Annotated in this window: 15 protein-coding genes; 8 read left to right on the top strand and 7 right to left on the bottom strand. The window is 56.2% G+C overall.

Annotation, left to right across the window (positions count from 1 at the left end; all coding sequences use genetic code 11):
• Positions 1 to 22: 22 nt before the first annotated feature.
• The 5 genes from ACZ5ER_RS01205 to ACZ5ER_RS01185 form a co-directional block, all read right to left on the bottom strand.
• A complete protein-coding gene (locus tag ACZ5ER_RS01205; protein WP_464934619.1) occupies positions 23 to 4,117 on the bottom strand; it encodes a glucodextranase DOMON-like domain-containing protein in 4,095 nt (1,364 codons plus the stop codon).
• Positions 4,118 to 4,126: 9 nt separating this feature from the next.
• Positions 4,127 to 5,377, bottom strand: coding sequence for an ABC transporter permease subunit (locus ACZ5ER_RS01200; protein WP_050002464.1), 1,251 nt, complete (start codon positions 5,375 to 5,377; stop codon positions 4,127 to 4,129).
• Positions 5,374 to 6,270: a carbohydrate ABC transporter permease gene (locus ACZ5ER_RS01195; protein ID WP_050002465.1), complete on the bottom strand. Its 897-nt coding sequence runs from the start codon at positions 6,268 to 6,270 to the stop codon at positions 5,374 to 5,376. Before ACZ5ER_RS01195 ends, ACZ5ER_RS01200 begins: the two co-directional genes overlap by 4 nt.
• A 39-nt stretch (positions 6,271 to 6,309) precedes the next feature.
• On the bottom strand, positions 6,310 to 7,635 hold the full coding sequence (locus ACZ5ER_RS01190) for an extracellular solute-binding protein (protein ID WP_050002466.1): 1,326 nt from the start codon (positions 7,633 to 7,635) through the stop codon (positions 6,310 to 6,312).
• A 110-nt stretch (positions 7,636 to 7,745) separates the two neighbouring features.
• Entirely contained in the window at positions 7,746 to 9,704 is a 1,959-nt protein-coding gene (locus tag ACZ5ER_RS01185) for an alpha amylase N-terminal ig-like domain-containing protein (protein ID WP_050002467.1), read from the bottom strand.
• Positions 9,705 to 9,775: 71 nt separating this feature from the next.
• Between ACZ5ER_RS01185 and trmBL1 the strand changes: the two genes are divergently transcribed.
• From trmBL1 to ACZ5ER_RS01150, 7 genes are all read left to right on the top strand, one after another.
• The gene (trmBL1, locus tag ACZ5ER_RS01180) at positions 9,776 to 10,801 is read left to right on the top strand and encodes an HTH-type sugar sensing transcriptional regulator TrmBL1 (RefSeq protein ID WP_050002468.1); all 1,026 of its coding nucleotides are present in this window, start codon (positions 9,776 to 9,778) and stop codon (positions 10,799 to 10,801) included.
• A 260-nt stretch (positions 10,802 to 11,061) separates the two neighbouring features.
• The gene (locus tag ACZ5ER_RS01175; RefSeq protein ID WP_394297636.1) at positions 11,062 to 12,405 is read left to right on the top strand and encodes an ABC transporter substrate-binding protein; all 1,344 of its coding nucleotides are present in this window, start codon (positions 11,062 to 11,064) and stop codon (positions 12,403 to 12,405) included.
• A gap of 55 nt (positions 12,406 to 12,460) precedes the next feature.
• Complete coding sequence (locus ACZ5ER_RS01170; RefSeq protein ID WP_050002470.1) at positions 12,461 to 13,339, top strand: carbohydrate ABC transporter permease; 879 nt, start codon at positions 12,461 to 12,463, stop codon at positions 13,337 to 13,339.
• The gene (malG, locus tag ACZ5ER_RS01165) at positions 13,336 to 14,172 is read left to right on the top strand and encodes a trehalose/maltose ABC transporter permease MalG (protein ID WP_464934618.1); all 837 of its coding nucleotides are present in this window, start codon (positions 13,336 to 13,338) and stop codon (positions 14,170 to 14,172) included. Before ACZ5ER_RS01170 ends, malG begins: the two co-directional genes overlap by 4 nt.
• Positions 14,173 to 14,181: 9 nt before the next feature.
• Positions 14,182 to 15,423, top strand: coding sequence for a trehalose synthase (treT, locus tag ACZ5ER_RS01160; protein ID WP_464934617.1), 1,242 nt, complete (start codon positions 14,182 to 14,184; stop codon positions 15,421 to 15,423).
• A gap of 34 nt (positions 15,424 to 15,457) precedes the next feature.
• A complete protein-coding gene (gene trmB, locus ACZ5ER_RS01155) occupies positions 15,458 to 16,483 on the top strand; it encodes an HTH-type sugar-sensing transcriptional regulator TrmB (RefSeq protein ID WP_050002473.1) in 1,026 nt (341 codons plus the stop codon).
• 40 nt (positions 16,484 to 16,523) lie between these two features.
• On the top strand, positions 16,524 to 17,876 hold the full coding sequence (locus tag ACZ5ER_RS01150) for a glycogen/starch synthase (RefSeq protein ID WP_464934616.1): 1,353 nt from the start codon (positions 16,524 to 16,526) through the stop codon (positions 17,874 to 17,876).
• On the opposite strand, the gene ACZ5ER_RS01145 is transcribed toward ACZ5ER_RS01150, so the two are convergent.
• Complete coding sequence (locus ACZ5ER_RS01145; RefSeq protein WP_050002475.1) at positions 17,873 to 18,235, bottom strand: ribonuclease P protein component 2; 363 nt, start codon at positions 18,233 to 18,235, stop codon at positions 17,873 to 17,875. The genes ACZ5ER_RS01150 and ACZ5ER_RS01145 overlap by 4 nt on opposite strands.
• A gap of 72 nt (positions 18,236 to 18,307) precedes the next feature.
• Here ACZ5ER_RS01145 and ACZ5ER_RS01140 point away from each other — a divergent pair, with 72 nt between their 5' ends.
• Positions 18,308 to 19,393, top strand: coding sequence for a radical SAM protein (locus ACZ5ER_RS01140; RefSeq protein ID WP_050002476.1), 1,086 nt, complete (start codon positions 18,308 to 18,310; stop codon positions 19,391 to 19,393).
• A gap of 21 nt (positions 19,394 to 19,414) precedes the next feature.
• On the opposite strand, the gene ACZ5ER_RS01135 is transcribed toward ACZ5ER_RS01140, so the two are convergent.
• Positions 19,415 to 24,103, bottom strand: a complete 4,689-nt coding sequence (locus ACZ5ER_RS01135) for a glycosyl hydrolase family 18 protein (protein WP_464934615.1) — start codon at positions 24,101 to 24,103, stop codon at positions 19,415 to 19,417.
• Positions 24,104 to 24,258: the final 155 nt, after the last annotated feature.

The following is a 24,258-nucleotide window of genomic DNA, read 5'->3' as shown; positions in this document are numbered from 1 at the left end:
CCCCTAAAATTTAAAGGAAAGGTCAGCGCCTCCCCCTGAGGAGGAGCGGCACTATTGCGAGGCCGACTATGAAGGCCGGGCCGCAGATTCCGCCACCCTCCTCAGTCGAAGTGCCTGCCTGCTCAGTAGTAGTTGTCTGCCCGGTGGTGGTCGTGGTAGTTTCCTCGTTAGTAGCATTCGTCGTAGTAGTCTCCTCAGTAGTGGTGGTTGTGTTCGTGCTCGTCTCAGTCTCAGTTGAGGTCTCGGTCTGGGTCTCTTCTGCCGGAGTCTCTGTAGAAGTCTCTTCTTCCCCGCCAGTTCCCTGGACGAGCGGTATCATGGTGACGGTTGCGAGTTTCATGTTTTTGGCGTCGTAGGAGCTGAGCTGTTCCTCCTGGGTCGGTTTGAAGCCTTCTGGGACGAGGAGGTCGTAGACTCTAGGTGCGACGCCGTTTATGACCGCGTCTGGGTCGGCTCCACCACCCTTCCACTGTTCAGCCTCGACTGCTACAGGCCTCCACTTGTCCGGGCCGTAGCCGTCCTGCGAGCCGACGAGGACTGTGGCGTAGAGCCCGTACTCTCCAACCTCTGGCAGGTACTTCTTCGGGAGTTTGACTATTATGGCGTTCTTGACGGGGTCTGCCGAAATCTGCATCTCGCCCTGCAGGGCGGTTCCGTCCGGGAGGACTATGAGGTTGCCGTAGTCCCAGCCGGCAATCCTCAGGGCGATGTCCCATGGGTGCTTCGGGTCGAGCTGGACGTTGCTTCCGGGCCCGTCTGGGAACATCTTGATTGCGCTCGTGTTGCCGCCCTGTGCAAAGTCAAAGTACACCTCTATTATCTGGAGGCTGAAGCCGTTTGGCCCGTTCCACGGGTTGTCTGCGAGGTTCTTGAAGTAGAACTCAAGCGTCCAGTCGTCGCTTCCCTCGGTCATCTTGAACTTGAGCAGGTCGAGGTGTCCCGGTTCGAAGACTTTGTCAGTTGGGTAGGTGTAGGTTCCCGGCCCGTGGTCGTCACCCGCGGGGTCGTTAACGACTATACCCTGCTTGAGGAGCGGGACGGCCTTAACGGTGGCGAGTTTTATGTTTTTGGCGTCGTAGGAGCTGAGCTGTTCTTCCTGGGTCGGTTTGAAGCCTTCTGGGGCGAGGAGGTCGTAGACTCTCGGAGCAACACCGTTTATGACTGCGTCTGGATCAGCTCCGCCTCCTTTCCACTGCTCGGCTTCAACTGCTACAGGCCTCCACTTGTCAGGCCCGTAGCCGTCCTGTGAACCAACGAGGACGCTTCCCCAGAGGCCGTAGTCCTCGCTTATGGTGATGTACTTCTTCGGGACTTTAACTATTATGGCGTTCTTGACGGGGTCTGCCGAAATCTGCATCTCGCCCTGTATGGAAGTTCCGTCCGGGAGGACTATGAGGTTGCCGTAGTCCCAGCCGGCAATCCTGAAGGCCACGTCCCACGGGTGGTCTGGGTCAAGGTTGACATTGCTTCCCGGCCCGTCGGGGAACATCTTTATCGCCGAGCTGTTTCCGCCCTCCTTGAAGTCGAGGTAGACTTCGATTATCTGGAGGCTGAAGCCGTTTGGCCCGTTCCACGGGTTGTCAGCGAGGTTCTTGAAGTAGAACTCCATGACGTAGGCGTCGGTCTGCTCAAGCACCCTGAAGCGGAGGAGGTCGAGGTGTCCCGGTTCGAAGACCTTGTCGGTCGGGTAGGTGTAGGTTCCCGGCCCGTGGTCATCTCCTTCAGGGTCGGCGATGTCAACGATTGTTACTCCTTTGACCTCTGTCGGGAGCTTAAGCTCGACAGGGGTTGTTATGACCTCAAGTTCTCCGTCCTTGACAGTGGAAACCGCGAAGTAGAAGTCCTCAGGGGTCTCTATGTAGTCGAATGGCACGACGACCTCAATTCCCTCGTCGGTCTTCCTGACGGTCGCCTCTCCAAGCTTCTCGCTCCTCTCGTAGTCGGTGGCGGTGTAGACCTCGGCCTTTCCGTCGCGGTAAACGATGTGCTTGGTTATGAGGAGGCCGACGCTGTCCTTTGAGAACGGGAACATCGAGTACCTGAGCTCGGTCGGCCTCTCCTGGAGGAGGGTGAACGTGTTGCCGACGCGCTTGCCCTTCTCCCAGATGCTCACCTCAAACTCGCTGAGGTCGCCCTTGACCGCGAAGTGGATTCCGTCTCCGTCGAAGTAGACGCTAACTCCCTCCGCGAGGGGTGACATGCTGGAGTACTCCTTCACCTGGCCCTCTCCAAGGCCGTCGAGGGCCCTCGTAACGTATGGCTCGCCGTCCGGGAAGTAGTTTCCGAAGAGGTAACTCGGCGGCTCGACTCCGGCCAGCTTGTAAATCTCATAAAGGTAGGTCTTTAGGTAGCGGTCAAAGGAGTAGTCCTGGCCGCTGTTCTGGTCGCTCCCGTACCACCAGAACCAGTCGCTCGCCTCCGCTCTCAGAAGATACTCGTAAGCCTTCTCCCAGTCCTCCTGGCTCATCTTGTCCCTGTTCTCCATTAGAGCCTTTCTCGCGAGGTAGAGCCAGTACCAGCCGTAGTTCTCCTGAGGCTCGCCTATCCATGTTGAAAGGGTTCCGTCAATCCAGCTGCTCTCTGGCCACTGCATCTCCTCATTAACTCCGGCCATGTCGTAGAGGTCGCCGAGGCTCTCGGCCTTGAGGAGGGCGTTAACGTTCTCGCCGGTAAGGTCGAGGCGCTCCATCATCTTTGGGGTGAGCCTGTTGGCCTTGTCGCCGTAGAGCTTGATGTACTCGCTTGGGGTGACGGTTCTGATTAAGCCAGCCTTCTGGAGCTCGGTGAGCTTCTTGTAGAGCGTCTCAAGGAAGAGCTGGCCGTCGTAGGGGTAGTTCTCCCACGGGTTCTCGCCGTCGAGGGTGACGACGTAGACCAGCGAGCCGTCGTAGTTCTGCTTTTGTATCTTGAGGAGCTCGTTCACGAAGTCCTCAACTGCCTCGTACTGGTTCATTCCGCCGTATGTGAACCCAACGCGGTCGCTGAGAGCGTGGTCGCGCGGGAAGAGGTAAATCTTCTTTCCGTTGAACTCGGTCACCCAGGGCTTGTAGTAGTTCTCGACGGTTCCCTCGATACCGAGCCTCTCCAGGACGAGCTGGTCTGTCATGACCCAGGTCCAGCCGTTCTCGGCGAGGGTTTCCAGAGTTTTGTCGTTGAGGGCACTCTCGGCGGCCCAGCCTCCAACCGGGACGGCGGTTCCGTTTCCAAGGTACTGCTTGTACAGCTCGTCCGCCCTCTTCACCTGGTCGTCGAAGTCACCCTCCCAGCCGAAGTCGTTGAGTATCGGCCCTATCGGGTGGGCGTAGGGGACGACGGTCACCTCAACGTTGCCGTTTTCGAGGAGGAGGTTTATCTTCTCGTGCTCCTCGAAGGTGTGGTTGAGGAGCCACATCTGGGCTTCGAGGACAGTCTTGACGTCCTCCCTCGTGTAGCCGCCCTCATCGACCTTCTCGTAGAGGGCCTTGAGCTCGGGAGTGTCCGTTATGTACTTGTAGTCAATCCAGGCGAGATTGAAGAGGACGGCGAGGTCGATGTAGTCCCCCTCGGTGAACTCGTTCGTCACAGCGGCCTTCTGCTCCTCGAGCGGCAGGTTGGCGTACTTGGCCTTTGCGGCCATCATCTTGTCCTTCAGCTCTGTGTAGCGGTTCCAGAAGTCCCTTGTCGGGTTGCCGTTCGGGTCGGCTATCGGCTCGCCGTTCCACGGAATCGTGTGGTCAAAGAACCCTCCGGGGGCCTGGAGCATGAGCCATTTCTCCTCGACGGTGAGGGGCTCGCCGTTGGCTATCTTCTCGGTGATTATCTGGTAGGTGTCCTTCTTGCCGTTCATGTAGTCCGCCAGCTGGGCTATTAGCGAGCCGGAGAGGTCAATGGCAACATGAACGTCCGGATACTGGCTCAGGTAATAGGCCATCTTCCAGTAGTTGTTCGCCGCGTGGAGTCTGACCCAGGGCCTGGTATAGACGTCCTGGATCGGGTCGTAGTAGTAGGGCTGGTGCTGGTGCCAGACTATTATGACGTTGAGCGGCTTCGGCTCGGCCGCTCCGACCGTTTTCGCGTTCGCTCCAATCAGACTCCCAACCATCAAAAAGGCAAGGAAAAGGGCAGCGACCCTTCTCATTCTATCACCTCACTCCTTTAGACCTCCAACTGTAAGGCCGCTCCTTATGTAGTTCTGGGCGAGCATAAACATCACGAACACCGGCAGGGCGAACAGCAGGGCAGCGGCCGCGAAGTAGCTCCAGTCTATTCCCCTGCCTATGCCGCCCATGAGGGTGTATATCCAGACTGAAAGTGGCTGGTTGTTCCCGGTCAGCAGCAGGCTTGCAAGGACGAACTCCGTCCAGCCGCCTATGAAGGCGAAGATTGCAACGGTCGCTATTCCGGGCAGTGCCATTGGGAGGAGGACGTACCTGATTATCTGCAGGTAGCTGGCGCCGTCGACAAGCGCCGCCTCGTCGAAGTCGGGGCTTATGGAGTCAATGTAACCCTTGAGGAGCCACGTGTTGAACGGGACGCTTCCGGCGGCGTAGATGAGGGACATCACCGGCAGTTTGTCGTATAGGCCGAGCTTGACTATCATACCGTAGAGCGCTATGAGCCCTGCGATTCCGAGACCTCCTGACACTTGAGTGAACATCAGGTAGAAGTACAGCACGTGCTCCCTGCCGAAGAACTGCATTCTGGAGAACGCGTAGGACGCTGGGACGACGAAAACGAGGGTCAGCAACACTGTTAATGTGGCTATGATGAGGCTGTTCTTCAGGTAGCCGAAGAACTTGGAGTTCACGAACTTGCCGATGGCCGTGAAGCTGACGGTTCCGCTGTTCCTGACGACAACATACTTCTCCATCGGGCCTGAGACTGAAGTTCCGTCAACTGTTCCGCTCTTCAGCTCCACGTCCTTTATTACCGCAAAGCCGATTGTGCCGTCTTCGTTTATTCTCGTGAGGGTAAAAACACCTCTAACTTCTCCCTTCAGCTGTCCCTGGACGTTCTTTTCCGCTGAGACGTCGAAGACCTTGTTTTTAACGGGGACTTCAAATACCAGTCCGGTGAATGGCCCGTACTTGACCTTGCCCTTTATCGTTCCCTCTACGAGGTACAGCTTGCCGTCCTTGATGTAGGCGCTTCCCTCGATGGTTCCAGTGAAGTTCTCACTCACCTTACCTCCGGAGAACCCGAAGAGCACCTCGCGGTATGAGTCAAGGCTGACGTTTCTGGGTATCAGGTGGAGTTCAGTGGTCGCGAGCGTTGAGCTCGGCTCCAGCGAGACTGTGAATATGTAGTACACCGGGAAGAGTATGATGAACATGACGAAGATGGCCAGCAGGGTCATGAGGAAGCTCTTAAGGACTTCCCCCTTGCGTCTCCCCATCATCCTTTGGCACCCTCCTGGAGCTTCGTTATCCTGACGTTAACGTACATGTAGACGGCAAGAACCAGCGTGGCTATCACCATTATCGCCGCGGCCCTGCCGTAGTGCGGGCTGGCGCCGAAGGCCTTCCTGTAGCCGTAGAGCAGTATGAACTTGTCCTCGAAGAGGCCCGCGTTGTAGATGTATGGCACCATGAAGTACTGGAAGCTCGCCGCGCTGGTGAGTATCGTTGCGAATGCTATCGGCTTCCCAACGACGGGCAGGACGACGTGCCTGACCCTCTGCCAGTAGTTGGCACCGTCGATTATGGCCGCCTCTATCAGGGTGTCCGGAATCGACTGCAGTGCCGCTGTTATTACAGTCACCATGAACGGGTAGGCAAGCCAGACCTCAATCAGGTTGAGTGCAATGAAGCCCCAGGTGGGGTCGCTGATCCAGTTCGGCCCGCTGATTCCGAGGGACTTGAGTACCTGGTTTATGGGGCCAAAAATCGGGTCAAACATAAACTTCCAGACGGTGACCGAGAAGAGCAGGGGCAGGGCCCAGGGGATTATGAGCAGGGAGCGGTATATCATCTTACCCTTCACGTATTTGCTGTTGTAGAGCAGGCTGAGGAGGACGCCGACGACGACTTTCAGGGTGACGCTGGTCAGGACGAATAACCACGTCCAGAGAAAGGCCCTCCTGAACTTCTCGTCACTGAGTACCCACTTGAAGTTCTCCAGTCCGACGAGCTTAAGCGGTGGCGCATTGGGGGCCTGGATAGGGAAGTTTCCGAGCTGTGCGTTGGTGAACGCCAGGTAAACCGAGTACAGTATCGGCCACATGTTGAAGAACAAAAATGCTGCAATTCCTGGGAGTATTAGGAACAGGGCAATCATTGTTGTTTTCTTCATATTTGACCCCTCCAAGAAAAATTGTAGAAAAGTAAGAAGTCAACCCTCTATGTTTTCAAGTATCTCCTGCTGGTGATTCTTGAGGATCTCGGCTATGTTGGCGTTGGTCGGGTCCTTGAGTATTTCGTTGATGGCTCCGTCAACACCGCCCCAGACTGCGCCCATCTTCGGGCTCTTTGGCATCAGGTAGGCGTGCTGGACTGCCTGGCCAAAGCCGTAGATGACGGGGTCAGCCTGGATTTCTGGGTCGTTGAGGACTCCCTTAAGGACTGGAATGTATCCGAGCTGGAGTGAGAGCTCCTTGATAACGTCGGGATTGGTGGTGAACCACTTGACGAACTTCCAGGCGGCCTCCTTGTTCTTTATGCTCGCGGCGAAGTAGATGTTCTTGACTCCGCCGTAGGGCCTCGGCCAGTACTCCTTGCCGTCCTTGGTTATCGGCGGGAGCGGGACGACGCCGAAGTCTATGCCAGCTTTCTTGACGTCGCTTATGCTCCACGGGCCGTTCACCATCATTGGGGCGCGCTTTTCAAGGAAGATGCTCTGCTGGGTGTTGTAGTCGGCGGTCGGGGCCATGTATGGCCAGATGTTCTTAAAGAAGAACTCGAAGCCCTCTATTGTTTCGGGCTTGTCAAGGCCTGGCATTTCAGTCTGGTCGTCGAAGTAGTAACCACCGAAGGCCTGGGCAATGCCGGAGATGAAGTAGGCGTTTATCGGCCAGGCTATTCCGTACTTCTCGTTGTCCGGGTCGTAGTACTTCTCCATTATGGCCTTCATATCGTCGAAGGTCTTGGGTGGCTCGCTGACCATGTCCTTGTTGTAGATGATGGCGACGGTCTCAGCGGAGAAGGGCATGGCGTAGTAGTGGCCCTTGTACTGCATTGCGTCCTGGCCCATCGGGACGAAGAGGTTTAGGATGTCGTCGGTGACGTAGTCGTCTATGGGCTCAAGAAGGCCCGCATCGGCGAACTTCCCAATCCAGTCGTGGGCCCATATGAAGAGGTCTGGGCCCTGGCCGGTCGGGATGGCGGCCTTGAGGGCGTCCTCAAGGTTCGGCTTCTGCTCGAAGACTATCTCAACCTCGGGGCACATTGCCATGTACTCCTCTGCGAGGCTCTGGAAGACCTCAAGCTCGTTGGGCTGCATTTTGTGCCAGATTACGACCTTTCCGCTTCCACATTCCGTCTCCTCGGGCGTAGGAGTGGTTGTCTCCGTGGGGGACGGGGAGCTCGTGGTTGTTTCATTGGGGCTCGAAGAGCTGGTGGTTTGGCTCGTGCTCTCCTCGTTCGAGGAGATGCAGCCGCTGGCCACTACGCTAAAGGCCATAAGGCCTACCAAAATCAGGGCAAACAGGGCCTTTTTCATACTTTATCACCCGCCTCATCTTTGGTGATTAAGTATCATTCTTGGTGATATATATATCTTGCGCTCACCTGCCCACTCTTGTGGGTCTGGATAAAAATGTACATAGGGGTCTACTCCTTGAAAGTGAGCACAGCAAAAGACCACGGGCGGAGCACAATGCGCTGTGCTCCCCTTACTTTCCGATATCCTGCAGGAAGCTCCAGTTCTGCTTCTTCTCCTGAGTAGTTTATGGCCACCATAACTTTCTCCTCCTCGTAGGCCCTCTCGTAAACGAGCAGGCCATCCTCGAACTTCAGCGGTCTGAAAGTGCCGAGCTGGAGTGCCCTGCTCTCTTTCCTCAGGTTAATGAGTGTCCTCGTGACGTCAAGGATTTCGGTGTCCCACTCTCCCAGGTTCCAGGTCATTGGAGCCCTGCCTGCGCTCAGGCCGCCGTTGAGCCGACCCTTCAGCCCTATTTCATCGCCGTAGAATATCGAGGGGATTCCCTTGTACGTCATCAGGAAGGCGAGGGCACAGAGGTACTTTTTCTTGTCCCCGACGAGGTCGAGGAAGCGTTCGGTGTCGTGGTTGTCGAGGAAGTTGTACATAGCATATTCAGCCGGGCCCAGGCGGGCGCTTAGGAGCTCAAGACCGTTAAGGAACTCCTCCGCTGTGATTTCCCTTTCCACAAAGAACCTCAGGATGAGGTCGTAAAGCGGGTAGTTCATGGTGCCGTGAAAGGCGTCGAAGACCCAGGGCCGGGCGTCGTCCATGACCTCCCCCATCAGGTACGCGTCCTCTGGGAGGGCTGACCTGACTTCCCTCCAGAGCTCAGGGGGGACGCCGTGTGCGACGTCCAGCCTCCAGCCGTCTGCCCCCCTGTCGAGCCAGTACTTCATTACATCCCTCACGAAGCTCCTTACCTCTGGGTTGTCGTGGTTGAGCCTCGGCATCGCCCATACAGAGAAGAAGGACTCGTAATTCCATTTTAGCTCCTTGAGCTTCCTGTATTTTTCCACCCCTGGGAGGTCGGAGTTCAGGACTTCCAGGAACTCTTCAGGGACAGCGGGGAAGTCCAATATCCGGTAGAAGTCCTTGTAGCGGCTCTTCTCCCCCTTTGTGAGAACGTCCTGGAAGTACGGGTGGAAAAAGCTCGTGTGGTGGAAGACCCCGTCGAGAATGAGTTTAATGCCCCTCTCTTTAAGCTCCTGGACCAGCCGGGAGAAAGTCTCGTCCCCTCCAAGCTTTCTGTCAACGTGGAAGTAGTCGGTAACGTCGTAGCGGTGGTACGTCATGGACTCGAATATGGGGGTGAGGTAGAGAGCGTTTATACCGAGCTCTTCGAGGTGCTCCAGCCTCCGCCTTACCCCCTCAAGGTCGCCGCCGTGGAACTGCTCCCCACGGAGCCCTTCTTCTGGCGCATTCTGAAGGCCCTTCTCAAACCTGTCCGGCATTATCTGGTAGAACACCCTGTCAAAAACCCATCTCGGGGCTTCCAGTTTATAGGGACTAGCCCTGAAGGGCCCGAGGGTCTCGATTTCTCCATCTTTTCTCCGGATTTCAAAGCGATATTCGATCTCGCCTTTTTTGGGCAGGACGGCCTCAAAGTACTCAAAAAGCTCATCGCCGGCTTTTCTCCTCACGGGAAAGCTCTCGTTCCCAAGAACAACGGAGGCTTCTTTTACCAGATTGGGCTCAGACCGTAATATGATGTGGGTTCTCCCGGCGAAGGAATACAGGTAGACCGCACTGGGTCTGTGGAAAAACTTCCCCGGCCCCTTGATGACGGCGACGCTCGTCTCCTTCTCGAACTTGTACGATATACGTCTGTATGCTTCTCTCCTGGGATTTTCGGGGTCTACGGTGAACTTCCCCCCAAGGGAAAACGCGTAGTGCCAGACGCCTTCAGGGAGCTCGACCGTGATGCTCCACCGTTCTCCTTTCTTTTTCATTCGGAAGGAGCCCTCGTTGAAGGCGTTGAAGCTTCCGAGGAGATACGCATACTTTTCTCCCCCATAGGGGATTGAAAACTCGACTTCGGCTACTCTGCCAAATTTCTTGTCAGCCCTGAACCCGAAAGTTTTATACACTTCCACCACCACGTATCACTACTGATGAATAAACTGCCGCCGGTGAAATTTAAAAGGTTGGAGGTCATATCATGAGGGAGGAGGAAATAATTGAAAAGCTCCAGAGGCTCGGCCTTACTAAGTATGAGAGTTTAGCTTACATAACTCTTCTCAAACTCGGCCCCAGCAAGGCCACGGACATAACGAAGGAGAGCGGGATTCCGCACACGAGGGTTTACGACGTTCTCAGCTCCCTCCACAGAAAGGGGTTCGTTGACGTCATGCAGGGCTCGCCCAGGCTTTACAAGCCCGTCAACCCTGAGGTCGTTCTGGAGAAGATAAAGGAGGACTTCATAGAGGACATCGAGAACCTCAAGAAGGCTTTCCTTGAGCTCTACCGCGAGGTTCACGGCGAGGACCTGCCGGAGGTATGGACAATCCAGGGCTTTGACAACACCGTTGAGCGCGCGGAGTATGTGATAAGGACTGCAAAGCACGAGGTTCTGATAAACACCCCGTTGGAGTTCCTTAAGCTCTTGAAGGGCGATATCAGGGCTAGAAAGGATATAATCTTTGTTATAATCACGAACGTGGGTGAGGAAATTCCGGACTGGCTCAGGGCCGACAACATACTCCTCGCGAGGACTGGAGGAGCCCCCTGGTTAATGGCCAGCTGGGTAATCGGTGACATAGATTACGCCCTCTTCTTCGGTGCCCTTCCACGGGATAAAAGACGCGAGAAGTTCTACTCCTTCTGGGCCAAGAGCCCCAAGATTATCCAGAACTACATGCACTGGTTCTACACGATTTACTTCGACAACAGCGAGGTCGTAAAGCCCCTCAACTACGAGGCCCTGCCCAAGCCCCTGTCGCTGGTGAACATCAGGACTCTCATTACAGTCCTGAAGTACGTCAAGCTCCCGAAGAAAATTGAGGTCGTTGGAAGGCTCGTTGACACCAAGGAGCCCGTTACCATTGAAGGCGAAGTAGTTGATTACGAGTACACCCCGCTGACCGCCAACATAACCGTCAGGAGCGACGGTAAGGAGCTCAAGGTCGGGGGAATCGGAAGCTACTTCGAAGACGTCGAGGGAGAGAAGTTCATACTCCTTGAGTGATTCCGCTTTTCTTTTTATGGCTCTGTTGTATACGTCGAGTATATAGCTATATCCTCAAAGGTCTTATAACCTGTCCGGTCGAGTTTTGGTCGTGGAGAACGCGTTTTTGTGGATACTCTATGGTGCAGCCGAGATTGAAAAATTGGTTCGATGTTAATTTTTGTTCTTTGGTGTACATATCGTTTCTTGTGCCTGTATCGGTACCACAAAGCATATATACTTTTAGTATACATACCATCATGAGGTGTCCTCATATGAGCATGGGGAAAAGGCCCCTCTGGGGGATAGTTCTGTTGGGTCTTGTGATATCTGCCGTGATAGCCAGCGGCTGCATTGGTGGAACCTCAGAGTCCACTACCGGCACTGAGAGCACCAAGCTTGAAGGGAAGATTGTTTTTGCAGTTGGCGGTGCTCCAAACGAAATTGAGTACTGGAAGAATGTCATTGCTGAGTTTGAGAAGGAGCATCCGGGAGTCACGGTTGAGCTTAAGAGACAGGCAACTGACACCGACCAGAGAAGACTCGACCTCGTGAACGCGCTGAGGTCCAAGTCGAGTGATCCTGATGTCTTTCTGATGGACGTCGCCTGGCTCGGCCAGTTCATTGCGTCCGGATGGCTTGAGCCTCTCGATTCTTATGTTGAGAGGGACAACTACGACCTAAGTGTTTTCTTCCAGAGCGTCATCAACCTTGCCGACAGGCAGAACGGAAAGCTCTGGGCACTTCCTGTTTACGTTGATGCCGGCCTGCTCTACTACAGGACAGACCTCCTCCAGAAGTACGGCTACGACAAGCCGCCCGAGACCTGGGATGAGCTTGTAGAGATGGCTCAGAAGATACAGGAGGGCGAGAGGCAGGGCAACCCCAACTTCTGGGGCTTCGTTTGGCAGGGTAAACAGTACGAAGGGCTCGTGTGTGACTTCGTCGAGTATGTATACAGCAACGGCGGCGAGCTCGGACACTTTGAGAATGGCAAGTGGGTTCCGACCCTGAACAAGCCTGAGAACGTCGAGGCCCTTCAGTTCATGGTGGACCTGATACACGAGTACAAGGTGTCACCGCCGAGCACCTACACCGAGATGACCGAGGAGCCCGTCAGGCTTACGTTCCAGCAGGGCAACGCCGCATTTGAGAGGAACTGGCCGTACGCATGGGGACTCCACAACGCCAACGACTCCCCTGTCAAGGGCAAGGTCGGGATAGCCCCGCTCCCGCACTTCCCTGGACACAAGAGCGCGGCCACCCTTGGAGGCTGGCACATCGGTATAAACAAGTATTCCGACAACAAGGAGCTCGCCTGGGCCTTCGTTAAGTTCGTTGAGAGCTACGAGCAGCAGAAGAACTTCGCCATAAACCTCGGCTGGAACCCCGGAAGGACGGATGTCTACGATGACCAGGACGTCTTGAAGGCCGCTCCCCACCTGAAGAACCTCAGGAGCGTTTTCGAGAACGCAGTTCCGAGGCCAATCGTCCCGTACTACCCACAGCTCAGCCAGATTATCCAGAAGTACGTTAATGCGGCCCTTGCAGGTAGCATGAGCCCACAGGAGGCCCTCGACAAGGCCCAACAGGAGGCCGAGGAGCTGGTCAAGCAGTACGGCTGAAGTTCCTGTTCTTTCTTTTTTCAGCGGGTCTGCGACGTCCAATGAGGTGGTGCCAATGGGTGGTGCAAGGTACCCCGAAGAGAAGCTCGCCTATGGAATGCTGTCCCCCATGCTGGCGTTTGTGGTGCTCTTCATCATAATACCTGTTCTTGGAACCTTCTGGATAAGCCTGCACAGGGACGTGACCTTTATCCCGGGTTTTAAGTTCGTGGGGCTTGATAACTATATTAACGTGCTCAGCAAGAGAGAGTTCTGGTACTCCCTCTTCGTTACTGTGTCGTTCTCCCTCGTGAGTGTCGGTCTTGAGACGATACTCGGTCTGGCCTTTGCGCTCATACTGAACGAGCGTATGAAAGGAAGGGGAATTTTGAGGGCTATAGTCCTTATCCCTTGGGCGGTTCCCACCATAATTTCTGCCAGAACCTGGGAGCTTATGTATAACTACAGCTACGGCCTCTTTAACTGGATTCTGAACTCAATTGGGCTGGGTGGTGTTAACTGGCTTGGAAGCCCCCTGAGCGCGTTCTTTGCGGTGGTTTTTGCAGACGTGTGGAAGACAACGCCCTTCATGACGCTCCTTCTCCTTGCGGGGCTTCAGGCCATACCCGGTGACACGTACGAGGCCGCCATCATAGACGGGGCGAACATGTTTCAGAGGTTCAGGCACGTGACCCTGCCCCTCCTCAGGCCTGTCCTGATAGTCGCGGTGACGCTGAGGACGATAGACGCCCTGAGGGTGTTCGACGTCATCTACGTCCTCACAGGCGGGGGGCCGGGCGGAGCCACGATGTCCCTCTCCATGCTGGCCTTCAACTACTACAACCTCGGTGACTACGGCGTCGGCTCTGCAATCTCGATAATCACCTTCCTGACTGTCCTGAGCTTTACGGTGGTGTACCTCAAGGTAGGACGGTTCCAGGAGGGATTGAAATGAACGAGAAGTCCCTCAAAAAGGCCCTGCTAATCATCGGGGCGGCCCTGATGGTGCTGGTGTGCCTCTTTCCATTCGTCTGGATGATAATAATCTCGTTCACAAAAGACGCGACCTTCCTGGGGTCCCCCTACGTCCGCTTCGAGTTCACGCTGGATAACTACAGGACAGTCCTCAGCGACCCGACGCTCCACTTCCTGGACTACTTCAGGAACAGCATTGTCATAGCCACCATTGTGACAATCACGACCGTCATGACCTCCGCCTTAGGAGCGTACGCGGTCTCAAGGATAAACTTCAGGGGCAGGCTCGTGGTGCCCATCTTTGTCCTTGGAGTCTCGATGTTCCCGCAGATAAGCCTGGTGGGTTACCTGTTCAAGTTCATTGAAAAGCTGGGGTGGATAAACACCTACAAGGCCCTGTTTTTCCCCTACGTGGCGTGGACACTGCCCCTGGCCCTCTGGATGCTCCTCAGTTACTTCTCCCAGCTCCCCAAGGACCTCGATGAGGCCGCCATGATAGACGGCGCATCGAGAATTCAGACGCTTTACAAGGTCATACTGCCGCTGTCTGCACCGGCCCTGTTTTCAACGGCCCTCCTGGTCTTCATAGCGGCCTTCAACGAGTTCATGTTTGCCCTGCTCTTCACGACGGACTACAGAGCCAGGACGGTGCCCGTGGGCATAGCCCTGTTCCAGGGAGTTCACGGAGAGGTGCCCTGGGGCAACATAATGGCCGCCTCTGCAATCTCGACAATTCCGCTGGTCATACTGGCGCTCATCTTCCAGAGGTATATCGTCAGCGGGCTTACCGCTGGTGCCATAAAGGGAGAGTGAGGTGGTTGCATGTTTGAGGTAACTGAGTTTGGGGGAACGGGAAAGAGGCTCCAGGACTACAAGGGAATAATCGGTGAGGAAGCCCTGAACAGGATACTTGAAAAGGCGGAGCGCGTAAAAGGCGCGACCTTTGCCAACGTGAACTCGACGTCCTTTGGAGGTGGCGTCGCCGAAATCCTTCACAACCTCGTTCCCCTGATGAGGGACGTTGGGCTGGACGCCAGGTGGTTCGTCATCGAGGGCACCGATGAGTTCTTCAACGTCACGAAGAGCTTCCACAACGCCCTCCAGGGGAACAAGGAGCTCCGCTTAACCGAAGATATGAAGCGCCTCTACATTGAGACCAACAGGAAGAACGCCGGGGACGTTGACTTGGGCTCCTTCGACTACGTGCTCATCCACGACCCGCAGCCGGCACCGCTCGTCGAGTTCTATGAGAAGAAGCGGCCGTGGATATGGAGGTGCCACATCGACCTGAGCGACCCCAACATGGAGTTCTGGAAGTTCCTGAGGCGGTTCGTGGAAAAATACGACGCGTACATATTTCACATGGAGGAGTACGTACAGAGCGACCTTGAGGGGGACAAAGTCGTCATAATGCCGCCATCAATTGACCCCCTCAGCGAGAAGAACATGGAGCTGAGCGAGACTGAGGTACTCAGGACGCTTGAGAGGTTTGACGTCGACCCGGACAGGCCAATCCTCACCCAGGTCGCCCGCTTTGACCCGTGGAAGGGCGTCTTCGACGTCATTGACGTTTACAGGAAGGTCAAGGAGAAAATCCCCGACGTCCAGCTCCTCCTGGTCGGTGTAATGGCCCACGACGACCCGGAGGGGTGGGTGTACTTCGAGAAGACCCTGAGGAAAATCGGTGAGGACTACGACGTCAAGGTGCTCACTAACTTCAACGGAGTCCACGCGAGGGAGGTAAACGCCTTCCAGAGGGCAAGCGACGTAGTCCTTCAGATGTCCATCAGGGAAGGCTTCGGCCTGACAGTTACCGAGGCGATGTGGAAGGAGAAGCCGGTAATCGGGAGGGCTGTTGGGGGGATAAAGCTCCAGATCATCGACGGGGAGACGGGGTTCCTCATTAGGGACGTCAACGAGGCCGCGGAGAAAGCCATATACCTCATCAAGCACCCCGAGGTCGCAAGGGAGATGGGCAGGAAGGCCAAAGAGAGGGTCAAGGGGAATTTCATCATCACCAAGCACCTTGAAAGGTACCTTGACCTTCTGGCCAAACTTTCTTAACACCTTTATTTTTTGTGCATGTGGGTGGTGACGAATGGAAATCCCCTCAAACCTCATGCAGGCGCTGAGCGAGATTGGCTTTACAAAATATGAAATCCTGACATACTGGACGCTCCTCGTCTATGGCCCCAGCACTGCAAAGGAGATATCAACAAAAAGCGGGGTGCCATATAACAGGGTCTACGACACGGTTTCGTCCCTGAAGGCGAGGGGGTTTGTCACAGAGATAGAGGGCAGCCCCAAAGTCTATGCTGCCTACTCGCCGAGGATAGCGTTCCTCAGGTTTAAGAAGGAGCTTGAGACGATAGTTGAGCAACTGGAAAAAGCTCTGCGCGACGTAAAGCGGGACGACCACCGGCCAGCAATCTGGAGGAGCAGAAGCCTTGATGAGGCCCTTGAAATGTTCAGGGAGGCGATAGATTCCGCCGAGAACGAGGTAATCGTTGTTGTCCCCAGCGAGTTCTGGGGGCAGCTGGAGGAAGACCTGCTCCGGACGTTCGAGCGGGGAGTAACACTTTCTGTGTACACCGACAAGGCTCCGGATCCCTCCAAGTTCAGGGGCAGGGGCAACCTGTTTGTGAGGGAGTTTCAAAGGCTCAACCACATTATAGGGATGGCCGACGGCAAGGAGGTTGTTGCCGTCCAGAACGCTGCATTCAAATCAAAGAACCTTCCCGCCTTTAGGTCAACCTACCCTGAGATAATATTCTCTCACTACAGCCTCATAATAGAGATTTTCAAGGAGTCGGCGCTGAGGCTGGAGGTGATTAACAACCCCGACGACCTCCGGTTTTTTGCCATGTTCCACGCGGTTGATTTTGCCTCCAGACACCTCAAGGACAGGCGCCTCATGGCCACAATCAGGGCCAAGCACGTTGAGACCGGGAAGGAGGAGACCATAAGCGGGCTCGTGGTGGGGTACACCCTCTCGCTCAGGGAGGCGATTAACAACCTTCACGTAGAGACTGAGGGGGGAATTGTGAAAGTTGGGGGCATGTTTGCTGTCCTGGAGGACTACGAGAGCACGGATATCAGACTTACGGTAAGCGAGCCGTTGTGATTGTGTTCACCCTTTGATTAGCATCTGGGGGTGTATCCTAATGAAAGTCTTAACGCTGGGTTTCGAGTACCTTCCGGTCAAGGTTGGAGGCCTTGCAGAGGCGATAACTAGCATAGCCGAAGGCTTAGTTAAGCTCGGCAACGAGGTCGTTGTCTTCACGCCAGACCACGGGCGGAACCTCGGGGAAGTAATCGGCTCCATTAAGGTCTCCGCCTTCGGGGAAGAAGTCGAGGTAACAGTCAGGAGGAGGGAGCAGAACGGCGTCCTCGTTTACTCCCTCGGCGGCGGGCTTTTGAGCGAGCAGGACGTCTACGGGCCGAGCTGGGAAGCCATGCTAAAAAAAACTGTCCTCTTCGGAAAAGCGGCCGTCGGGCTGATGAACGACCTCATTGAAACGTTCAAGCCGGACGTAGTCCACGCCCACGACTGGCACACCGCCTTTGCCCTCGGCCTCCTGAAGAAGTACTTCGGGGTAAGGAGCGTATTCACAGTCCACAGGCTCAACAAGGCCAAAGTCCCGGCCTGGCTCTTCCACGAGGCGAACCTGAGCGAGCTCGCCCCCTACCCGGACATTGACCCTGAGCACACGGCCGGCTACATCACAGACATGGTCACCACCGTGAGCAGGAGCTACCTGTGGGAGGAGTGGGACTTCTTCAGGAACTTTGACGGCAAGGTCACGCACGTCTTCAACGGCATAGACTGCTCCTTCTGGAATGGGGAGCTCCTTGAGAACGCGGACAAGCCGAGGGAAGAGCGGAGGAAGATAATACTGGAGCGCTTCGGCCTGAGCGACGGGAAGGCCTTCATGTTCATCGGCCGCTTCGACAGGGCCCAGAAGGGAGTTGATACGCTCCTTAGGGCTATAGAGATACTCTCTTCAGACCCGGCCTTCGAGGAAATGAGGTTCATCATAATCGGTAAGGGCGACCCAGGATTGGAGGCCTGGGCCAGGGCCGTTGAGAACCGCTTCCCGGAGAACGTTAGAGTTGTTACTGAGCTCCTCAGCAGGGAGACGGTCAGGGAGCTCTACGGCTCGGTGGACTTCGTGGTGATTCCGTCTTACTTCGAGCCCTTTGGCTTAGTCCAGCTAGAAGCTATGTGCCTCGGCGCAGTGCCGATAGGCAGTGCCGTCGGCGGACTCAAGGACACAATAATAGACCTCAACACAGACCCCGAGAACGCCACCGGACTGCTCGTCCCGCCGAGGGACGCATTTGCCCTTGCCAGGGCAATGGTGTTCGCGAAGGAGCTGGACGAGGAGACTCTGAGAAGGCTCCGCGAGAACGGACGGAAGAGGGCAACGAAAGACTTCACGTGGGAGAACGCCTGCAGGAGGTACATGAGGGTCTACGAGGGGGCCGTTGACAGGGCCGTCCCGTTCCTCCGCTAACGCCAGCCGAACTCGGCCAAAAATTTCTTTTTCAGCCTTTTTATTGTTCCGGAAACACCGAGGGTTCTGAAGATGGCCTTTGAGCCGTTTATCTCGGTCACGAGGGTCAGGGCAAAGCGGAGCTCCTCAACGTGCTTCCTGTCCACCCTGACTATCCCGGTCTGGCTCTTCTCGTCGAACTTGATGAACCAGGGCTTTGCCCTCGCCGATCCGAGGGTTCCCAGCGTTGAGAGGCTCGCGTCCCAGATTGCCCTCTTTATCTCGTCCTTCTTAAACGGCCTCTCCCCGATGACCTGGAAGGCTATGTAGCGGTGCTTCTCGCGGAGCGTCGGCGGCAGGTACTTCGGCTTCTCCCTCATAGGCATCTCCACAACTTTGCCCGCCAACCTTTTTAAGCTCTCCCCCGCGTTTAGGGTTAGCGAGGTGAGTCGATGGTCAGGGAGACGCCTTACTTTTCATACGCTGTGAGAGAGCTCCCCAAAGGCTGTCAGCTCTGCGTTAGAGGTGAGAAGCTCGTCCTCTTCACAACTGGAGCCTGCCCGAGGAACTGCTTTTACTGCCCGCTGAGCCCCTGGAGGCGTGGCGATGTCGTGTATGCCAACGAGAGGCCAGTCAAGAAAATTGACGACGTCATTGAGGAGACCATGATTCAAGAGGCCAGGGGAGTGGGCGTTACTGGCGGAGACCCGCTTGCTAGGCTCGACAGGACGGTTGAGTACATCCGGGTCCTCAAGGAGACTTTTGGAGAGGACTTCCACGTCCACCTCTACACCACCGGCGCCCTCGCCACGAAGAAGAACCTTGAGAAGCTCTACGATGCCGGCCTCGACGAGATACGCTTTCACCCTGACCTCTTCAATCCCAACTCGAAGCTCTTCAAGGTCGAGATTGAGAACATAAAAAATGCCTTCGACTTCGACTGGGACATCGGCGGCGAGATTCCCTCGATTCCGGGGCAGTTCGAGAAGATGAAGTGGTACGCGGAGTTCCTTGACAGTCTCGGCGCGAAGTTCCTCAACGTGAACGAGCTTGAGTTCAGCGAGGTCACCCTTAAGACGATGCTCGACATGGGCTACCAGCCGGTAAGCGACGAGAGTTCCGCCATAAAGGGCTCCCTTGAGCTCGGCCTCAAGCTCCTCGAATGGGGCGAGGAGAACACCTCGCTGAGCTACCACCTCTGCACCGCCAAGCTCAAGGACGCCGTCCAGCTCAGGAACAGGCTCAGGAGAATGGCGAAGAACGTGGCTAAACCTTACATGGAGGTAACGGAGGACGGGACGCTCCGCTTCGGCATCGCTGAATACGACGACCTCGACGAGCTCTACCGGTTCCTCGTGGAAGAAGCGGAGGTTCCTGAGGAGTGGCTCTACATCAACCGCGAGAAGGGCAGGATTGAGATGCCGGAAGAAGTGGCAGTCGAGCTGGCGGAGGCAATCGAGGGCGACGTGAAGTTCTTCATCGTTGAGGAGTACCCCACGTGGGACAGGCTTGAGGTCGAGAGGATTCCTCTGCCGTAAAGAGATAAGGAAAGAGAAAAATCATATCGAAACTGCGACCGCCTGGGGCACGACGCCCTGGGGCTGGAACGCAGTCATGAACTGCACGAAGACGTGGCTGTAGGCCCAGTCAGGGTCGCTGGTTCCCCTGTGGAGCGGCGAGACTTCTCCCTCAGGCCCTGGGTGGTCGCGGTCCACGCTCCAGAAGGCGAGGGACCTCAGTCCGTGCTGAACTGCCCACTCAACGAGCTGCTGGGCGTCGCTGAGCGTGAACACGCTCTTGTCGTCGTTGGTTCCGATCATCGGGGTCAGTCCTATCATTCCCCATATTTCCCTGTCCGTTTTGTTCGGGTATATCTGTTTGAGCTGTCTGAATGTGTTTTCCGCGACCTTTATCGCGTTCTCGGCGTTGGCCGGCGTCCAGTAGTAGTCCATGGTCATCGGGTTGACCCTGTCAACCTCGACGCCGTTCTTGGCGAGGCTCTCTATGAGCCCGTATCCCCTTGCGACTCCTATTCCTGGGTCCGCGGGCAGTGTAAGGCTGAACTTGACCCAGGGCCTCTCCCTCTGCACTATCTTGAGGGCCTCAATGAACACGTTTTCATTGACACCGCTCTCGATGTCAAAGTCGAGGTACGTTGCGTTGTACATGTCTATTACTTGAATGTACCACTGGGCCAGCTGTTCGGCGCTCTGGGCCTGCTGGCAGAGGTAGGGCCCAACCGCACCGCCGAACGCTATTATGACATCGCCCCCGGCCTCCCTCAGCTCCTTGACCTCCTCAACGAAGGCATCGAGCGGGAGCTTTCCGCCCCAGCTGGGTCCGTTGAATGCCTGGCTGTAGATGACGAAGGCCAGGGTGAAGTACGGCGTCCCGGTGAGGTTGTAGTAGTCCACAAGGGGCCTGTGGACGCCCAGCGTCACGTCAATGTACGGGGCAAAGAAGTGCTCCGGAAGGCCCGGGCCGGCTGGGACGTAGGTTGTGTTGTCGGGGATTGTTTCGGTCTGGTTCTGGGAGGGTGTCTGGTCGCTCTGGTTCTGGTCAGGTTGGGATATTGAGCTCCCCTCTGGCCAGATGTCCCAGATTTCCCCGTTGATTTCGAGCACCATCTGCTCCACGGGTTTGCTTCCCGTTGCTATGAAACCGAAGGTGGCCGTTGGCCCGCGGTTCCAGCTCATTGGGGTGAACACGATGTACCCGTCCTGTTCGGCCTTGTTGGTGCTCCAGTGGGAGCTTATAGATGAGCCCTCTCTGAGCTTCACTTTCAGCGTCCAGTCGTAGGTTCCCCCGAGGTCGAGTGTGACATCGTACTCGGTGTTGCCCCAGTCGTTGAGTGTAACCTTAATGGCCCCCGGTCTCACAAGCGTGACGTTGCCGGCGGGGTTCTGGTCTCCGCTTGAGTCGGTGCCGTTGTCTGTGTTGTCAGGTTGCTCGGTGTCGGTCTGGTTGTTGTCTGGGGTGCCCTCGTTTGAAGTGTCCGGCCGTGGAATCGGGCCGAGTTCTGGTGTGAAGTCCAGGGCCGGGAGGCCGCTCTGGTCTGTGTACTGGTTGAATATCCTGCTGAACTCGTAGTCCTCAATGTCGGGCAGTCCTGAGTGGCGCGGGGAAACACCGCCGCTTCCCGGGTGGTCTCTGGTCATTGACCACATCGAGAGCATTCCAACGCCGGTTGAGTTTGCCCAGTCCATGAGCTTCCAGGCGTCGCTCGGGTAGAACACCTCGCTTGTTATATCGTTCACTCCTATCATTGGGGTAATGGAGAGCATCTGCCAGATTTCAGCGTCGCTCTTGTTGGGGAACAGCTCCTTAAGCTGGTTGAACGTGCTCTTGGCTGCCTGAATCGCGTACTCGCCCATCTTTCCATCGGGGTTGGGTGCCGCCCAGTCGCCGTAGTCCATCGCCATGATGTCAACGCGGTCGATTCTGACGCCGTTCTCGATGAGGTTCTTCAGGAAGTCTATGCCTGCCTGGGTCAGGCCGCTGGGCAGAACAGGAAGGGTGAAGCTGACCTTTAGGTTCGGGTACTTCTTCTGAATCATTGCGAGGGCCTTTGCGCGCTTGTCGTTGTCTTCCATCTTCTGGAGGTACGCCCCCTCCACGTCAAAGGTGAGCCACGTGGCGTTGTACGTTGTTATGACTTCTTCTATGGCCGAAGCCAGGTCCTCCGGGGAGGAGCACTTCTCTGCCAGGTACGGCCCGTTAGCGCCTCCGAAGGCTATGAGGACGTCTCCACCCATGCTCCTGACCCTGTTTATCTCCTCGAGGTAAAACTTGTCTGAAACCTTGTAGGCCCCGGCCCACGCGGGCTCGCAGGCCCCGCTGGTGGACGCCACGATAAACGCCAGGTTGAAGAACCTGACGCCCGTTTTCTTCATCATCTCGCTTATTGATGGGGTCGGGTAGAGCGTTATGTCGACGTAGGGTGAGAAGACCTTTGCCGGCCACTGAACCTTCGCCGGGAGTGCAACGTCTCCCGGTACCGTGTTGTCGTTTGAAGAGTCCCCTGAAGACCCGTTGAGTCCGCCGAATTCCGGAGGCACAGGTGTCCCTTCGGGCCACACGTCCCACACGGCCCCGTTTACCACGAGAACCGCGATCATCTCTGGGTTGCCGCCGGTGTAGGTGAACCCAAAGGTTGCAGTTGGCCCGCGGTTCCAGCTCGGGGGCGTGAAGACAATCCAGCTTCCGTTTTCCGCTTTATTGGCGCTCCAGTGGCTGGCCAGGCTCGCGCCTTCGAGCTTTACGTAGAGCTTCCAGTCGTACTCGCCTCCGAGGTTTAGGGTTATGTCGTATTCACCGCCGGTGCCCCATGAGGTGTGCTTTACGGCTATCGCACCCGGTTTTACCGGCTCTATGGTCTGGTTTGAAGTGTCTCCGGTGTCAGTTGAGTTGTCCGGGCTCTCTTCTGGCTGGCCGCTGTCGTTACCGCCGGCCTCGTTGTCCGGCTGTCCTGTGTCGGTCTGGTTTCCGTCTCCGGTGTTGGGCTCTTCAGAATCCGTGCTGTTGTCATAGCTCGGTTCAGGGATGGTCAGGTTTGCCGGGACGCTTGCACCGAGGTAGTAGGTGTCGGGAATCCACGCCGGCGGCTTTTCTCCGAGGTGCTCCAGAACGGTGTCAAGGAGCGGGTGGTCGTTGGTGCCCGGCTTTCTATCCGCGGTTATCTCCCATACCATGACGCCTCCGATTCCGTTCTTGAGCATGTAGTCTACCTTTATGCCTATGGCCCTCGGGTCGTCAAATGTTATGAATATCTTCTTCGTCGGTGAGTACAGCCATGCGACCATTGCCACGGGGTCCCAGTAGTAGTTGTACTCCGAGCTCTTGTTTTTCTCGGCCACGTCCCAGTAGTCCATCACGCCGTAGGTTTCCCAGGCTGGCCCCCACGTTCCGTCGGGGGTTCCGCTGAAGGGCTGGTACAGGCCGTTGTTGGTGGGCGGAACGTTGGCAAAGCTCCTGCTGTAGAACGGCAGGCCGAGAACGATTTTGGTCTTGTCAGGGACGTGCTTGATGTACCACTGAATGGAAGCGTTCACGTTGAAGTTCCATTTTATGTTCGGGTCGGTGTACGGGGCGTTTGGGTCGGCGTAGAGCGGCGCGAGGTGGCCGGTGATGCTGTCCCATGCGCCGTGGTAGTCGTACGTCATCACGTTTATGAAGTCGAGGTACTTGGTGGCTTCGGCCCAGTCTATCCTTCCTGCCTTGACTGGGTCTGCCGGGACTGCCGCGGTGAGGAGGTACTCCTTGTGGTCCTCAAGCTCCGCCCTGTCGAACACCTCTCTGACGGTCTTGAGGAGGAGGACGAAGTTTTTACCGTCGTCCGGGCGCACGTGGTTTCCTTCCATTCCGCCCCCGCCCGGGTACTCCCAGTCAATGTCGAGGCCGTCGAGGTTGTACTTTCTGATGTATTCAAGGGCGCTCTCCGCGAACCTCTGCCTCTTGGCTGGGTCTGCCGCTATGTCCGAGAAGTACTTGCTCAGGGTCCAGCCGCCGACGCTGATGAGCACCTTGACCTGCGGATACTTTTTCTTGTACTCCTTCAGGTCTTCCAGGTTGAGCTCGTCGCCGTAGCTGTCGAAGAAGCTTATGCTCCCGTCCTCGTTCGGCTTCAGGAAGGCATAGTTCACGTGGGTGACCTTCTCCCAGGGGATATCGCTGACGTAGAACTTCCTCGCGTACCTGCCCCAGGAGATGTAGTAGACCACGACCCTGTACGGCTGGGCGGGCGTCGTTACGGTCAGGACGTTTGAGGGACTGCCTCTCGAGCCGTCTGCCAGAACCGGAACCACGGCGTAGTAGTAGGTCGTGTTGGCCTTGAGGTTCCACTGATCGAGGTAGTTGGTCGTCGGGACGGCGTCTCCAAGAAGAGTCCATGCATCGCCTCCGGGGACGCTCTGCGTCCAGTACTTTGCCCGCCATATTTTGCCGTTGTACTCAACGATGTCACCCTGATTGTAGACCTTTCCAGGTTCGTACTGGGGGTAACTGCTCCAGTTAACCGTCGCTACGAGGTTGCTGGGGCTCAGGATTGCGTTTGGGTCTGTTGAGCGATAGACCTCATAGGCCTTTGTCCCCTCGTAGGGGCTCCATGTCAGGTTCACGATGTCCCAGGCGATGGCCTGGCCCCTCAGTTCTACGGTCGTTGCTCCAGAAACCCAGGGGTAGTACACCTGCGGTGCCAGGGAGAGCACCAGCAGGGCCACGAGTAGCAGGGTTGCCTTTCCACTTTTCATGTCGCGACACCTCAAGGGTTGTCGCATTGGATATGCTCCAATTATTTATAACTTTTTCCAATTTTATATTTATGCCATTTTTGTAATTTTGGAACATCGTGGTCAGTGCCCCCATAATGTTGGCCATGTCGTCACACAGGCTGGGTAGAAACCAA

Source organism: Thermococcus marinus (assembly GCF_055389025.1).
Note: the sequence above shows the minus strand (reverse complement) of the source record. Positions and strands in the feature narration are given on the sequence as shown.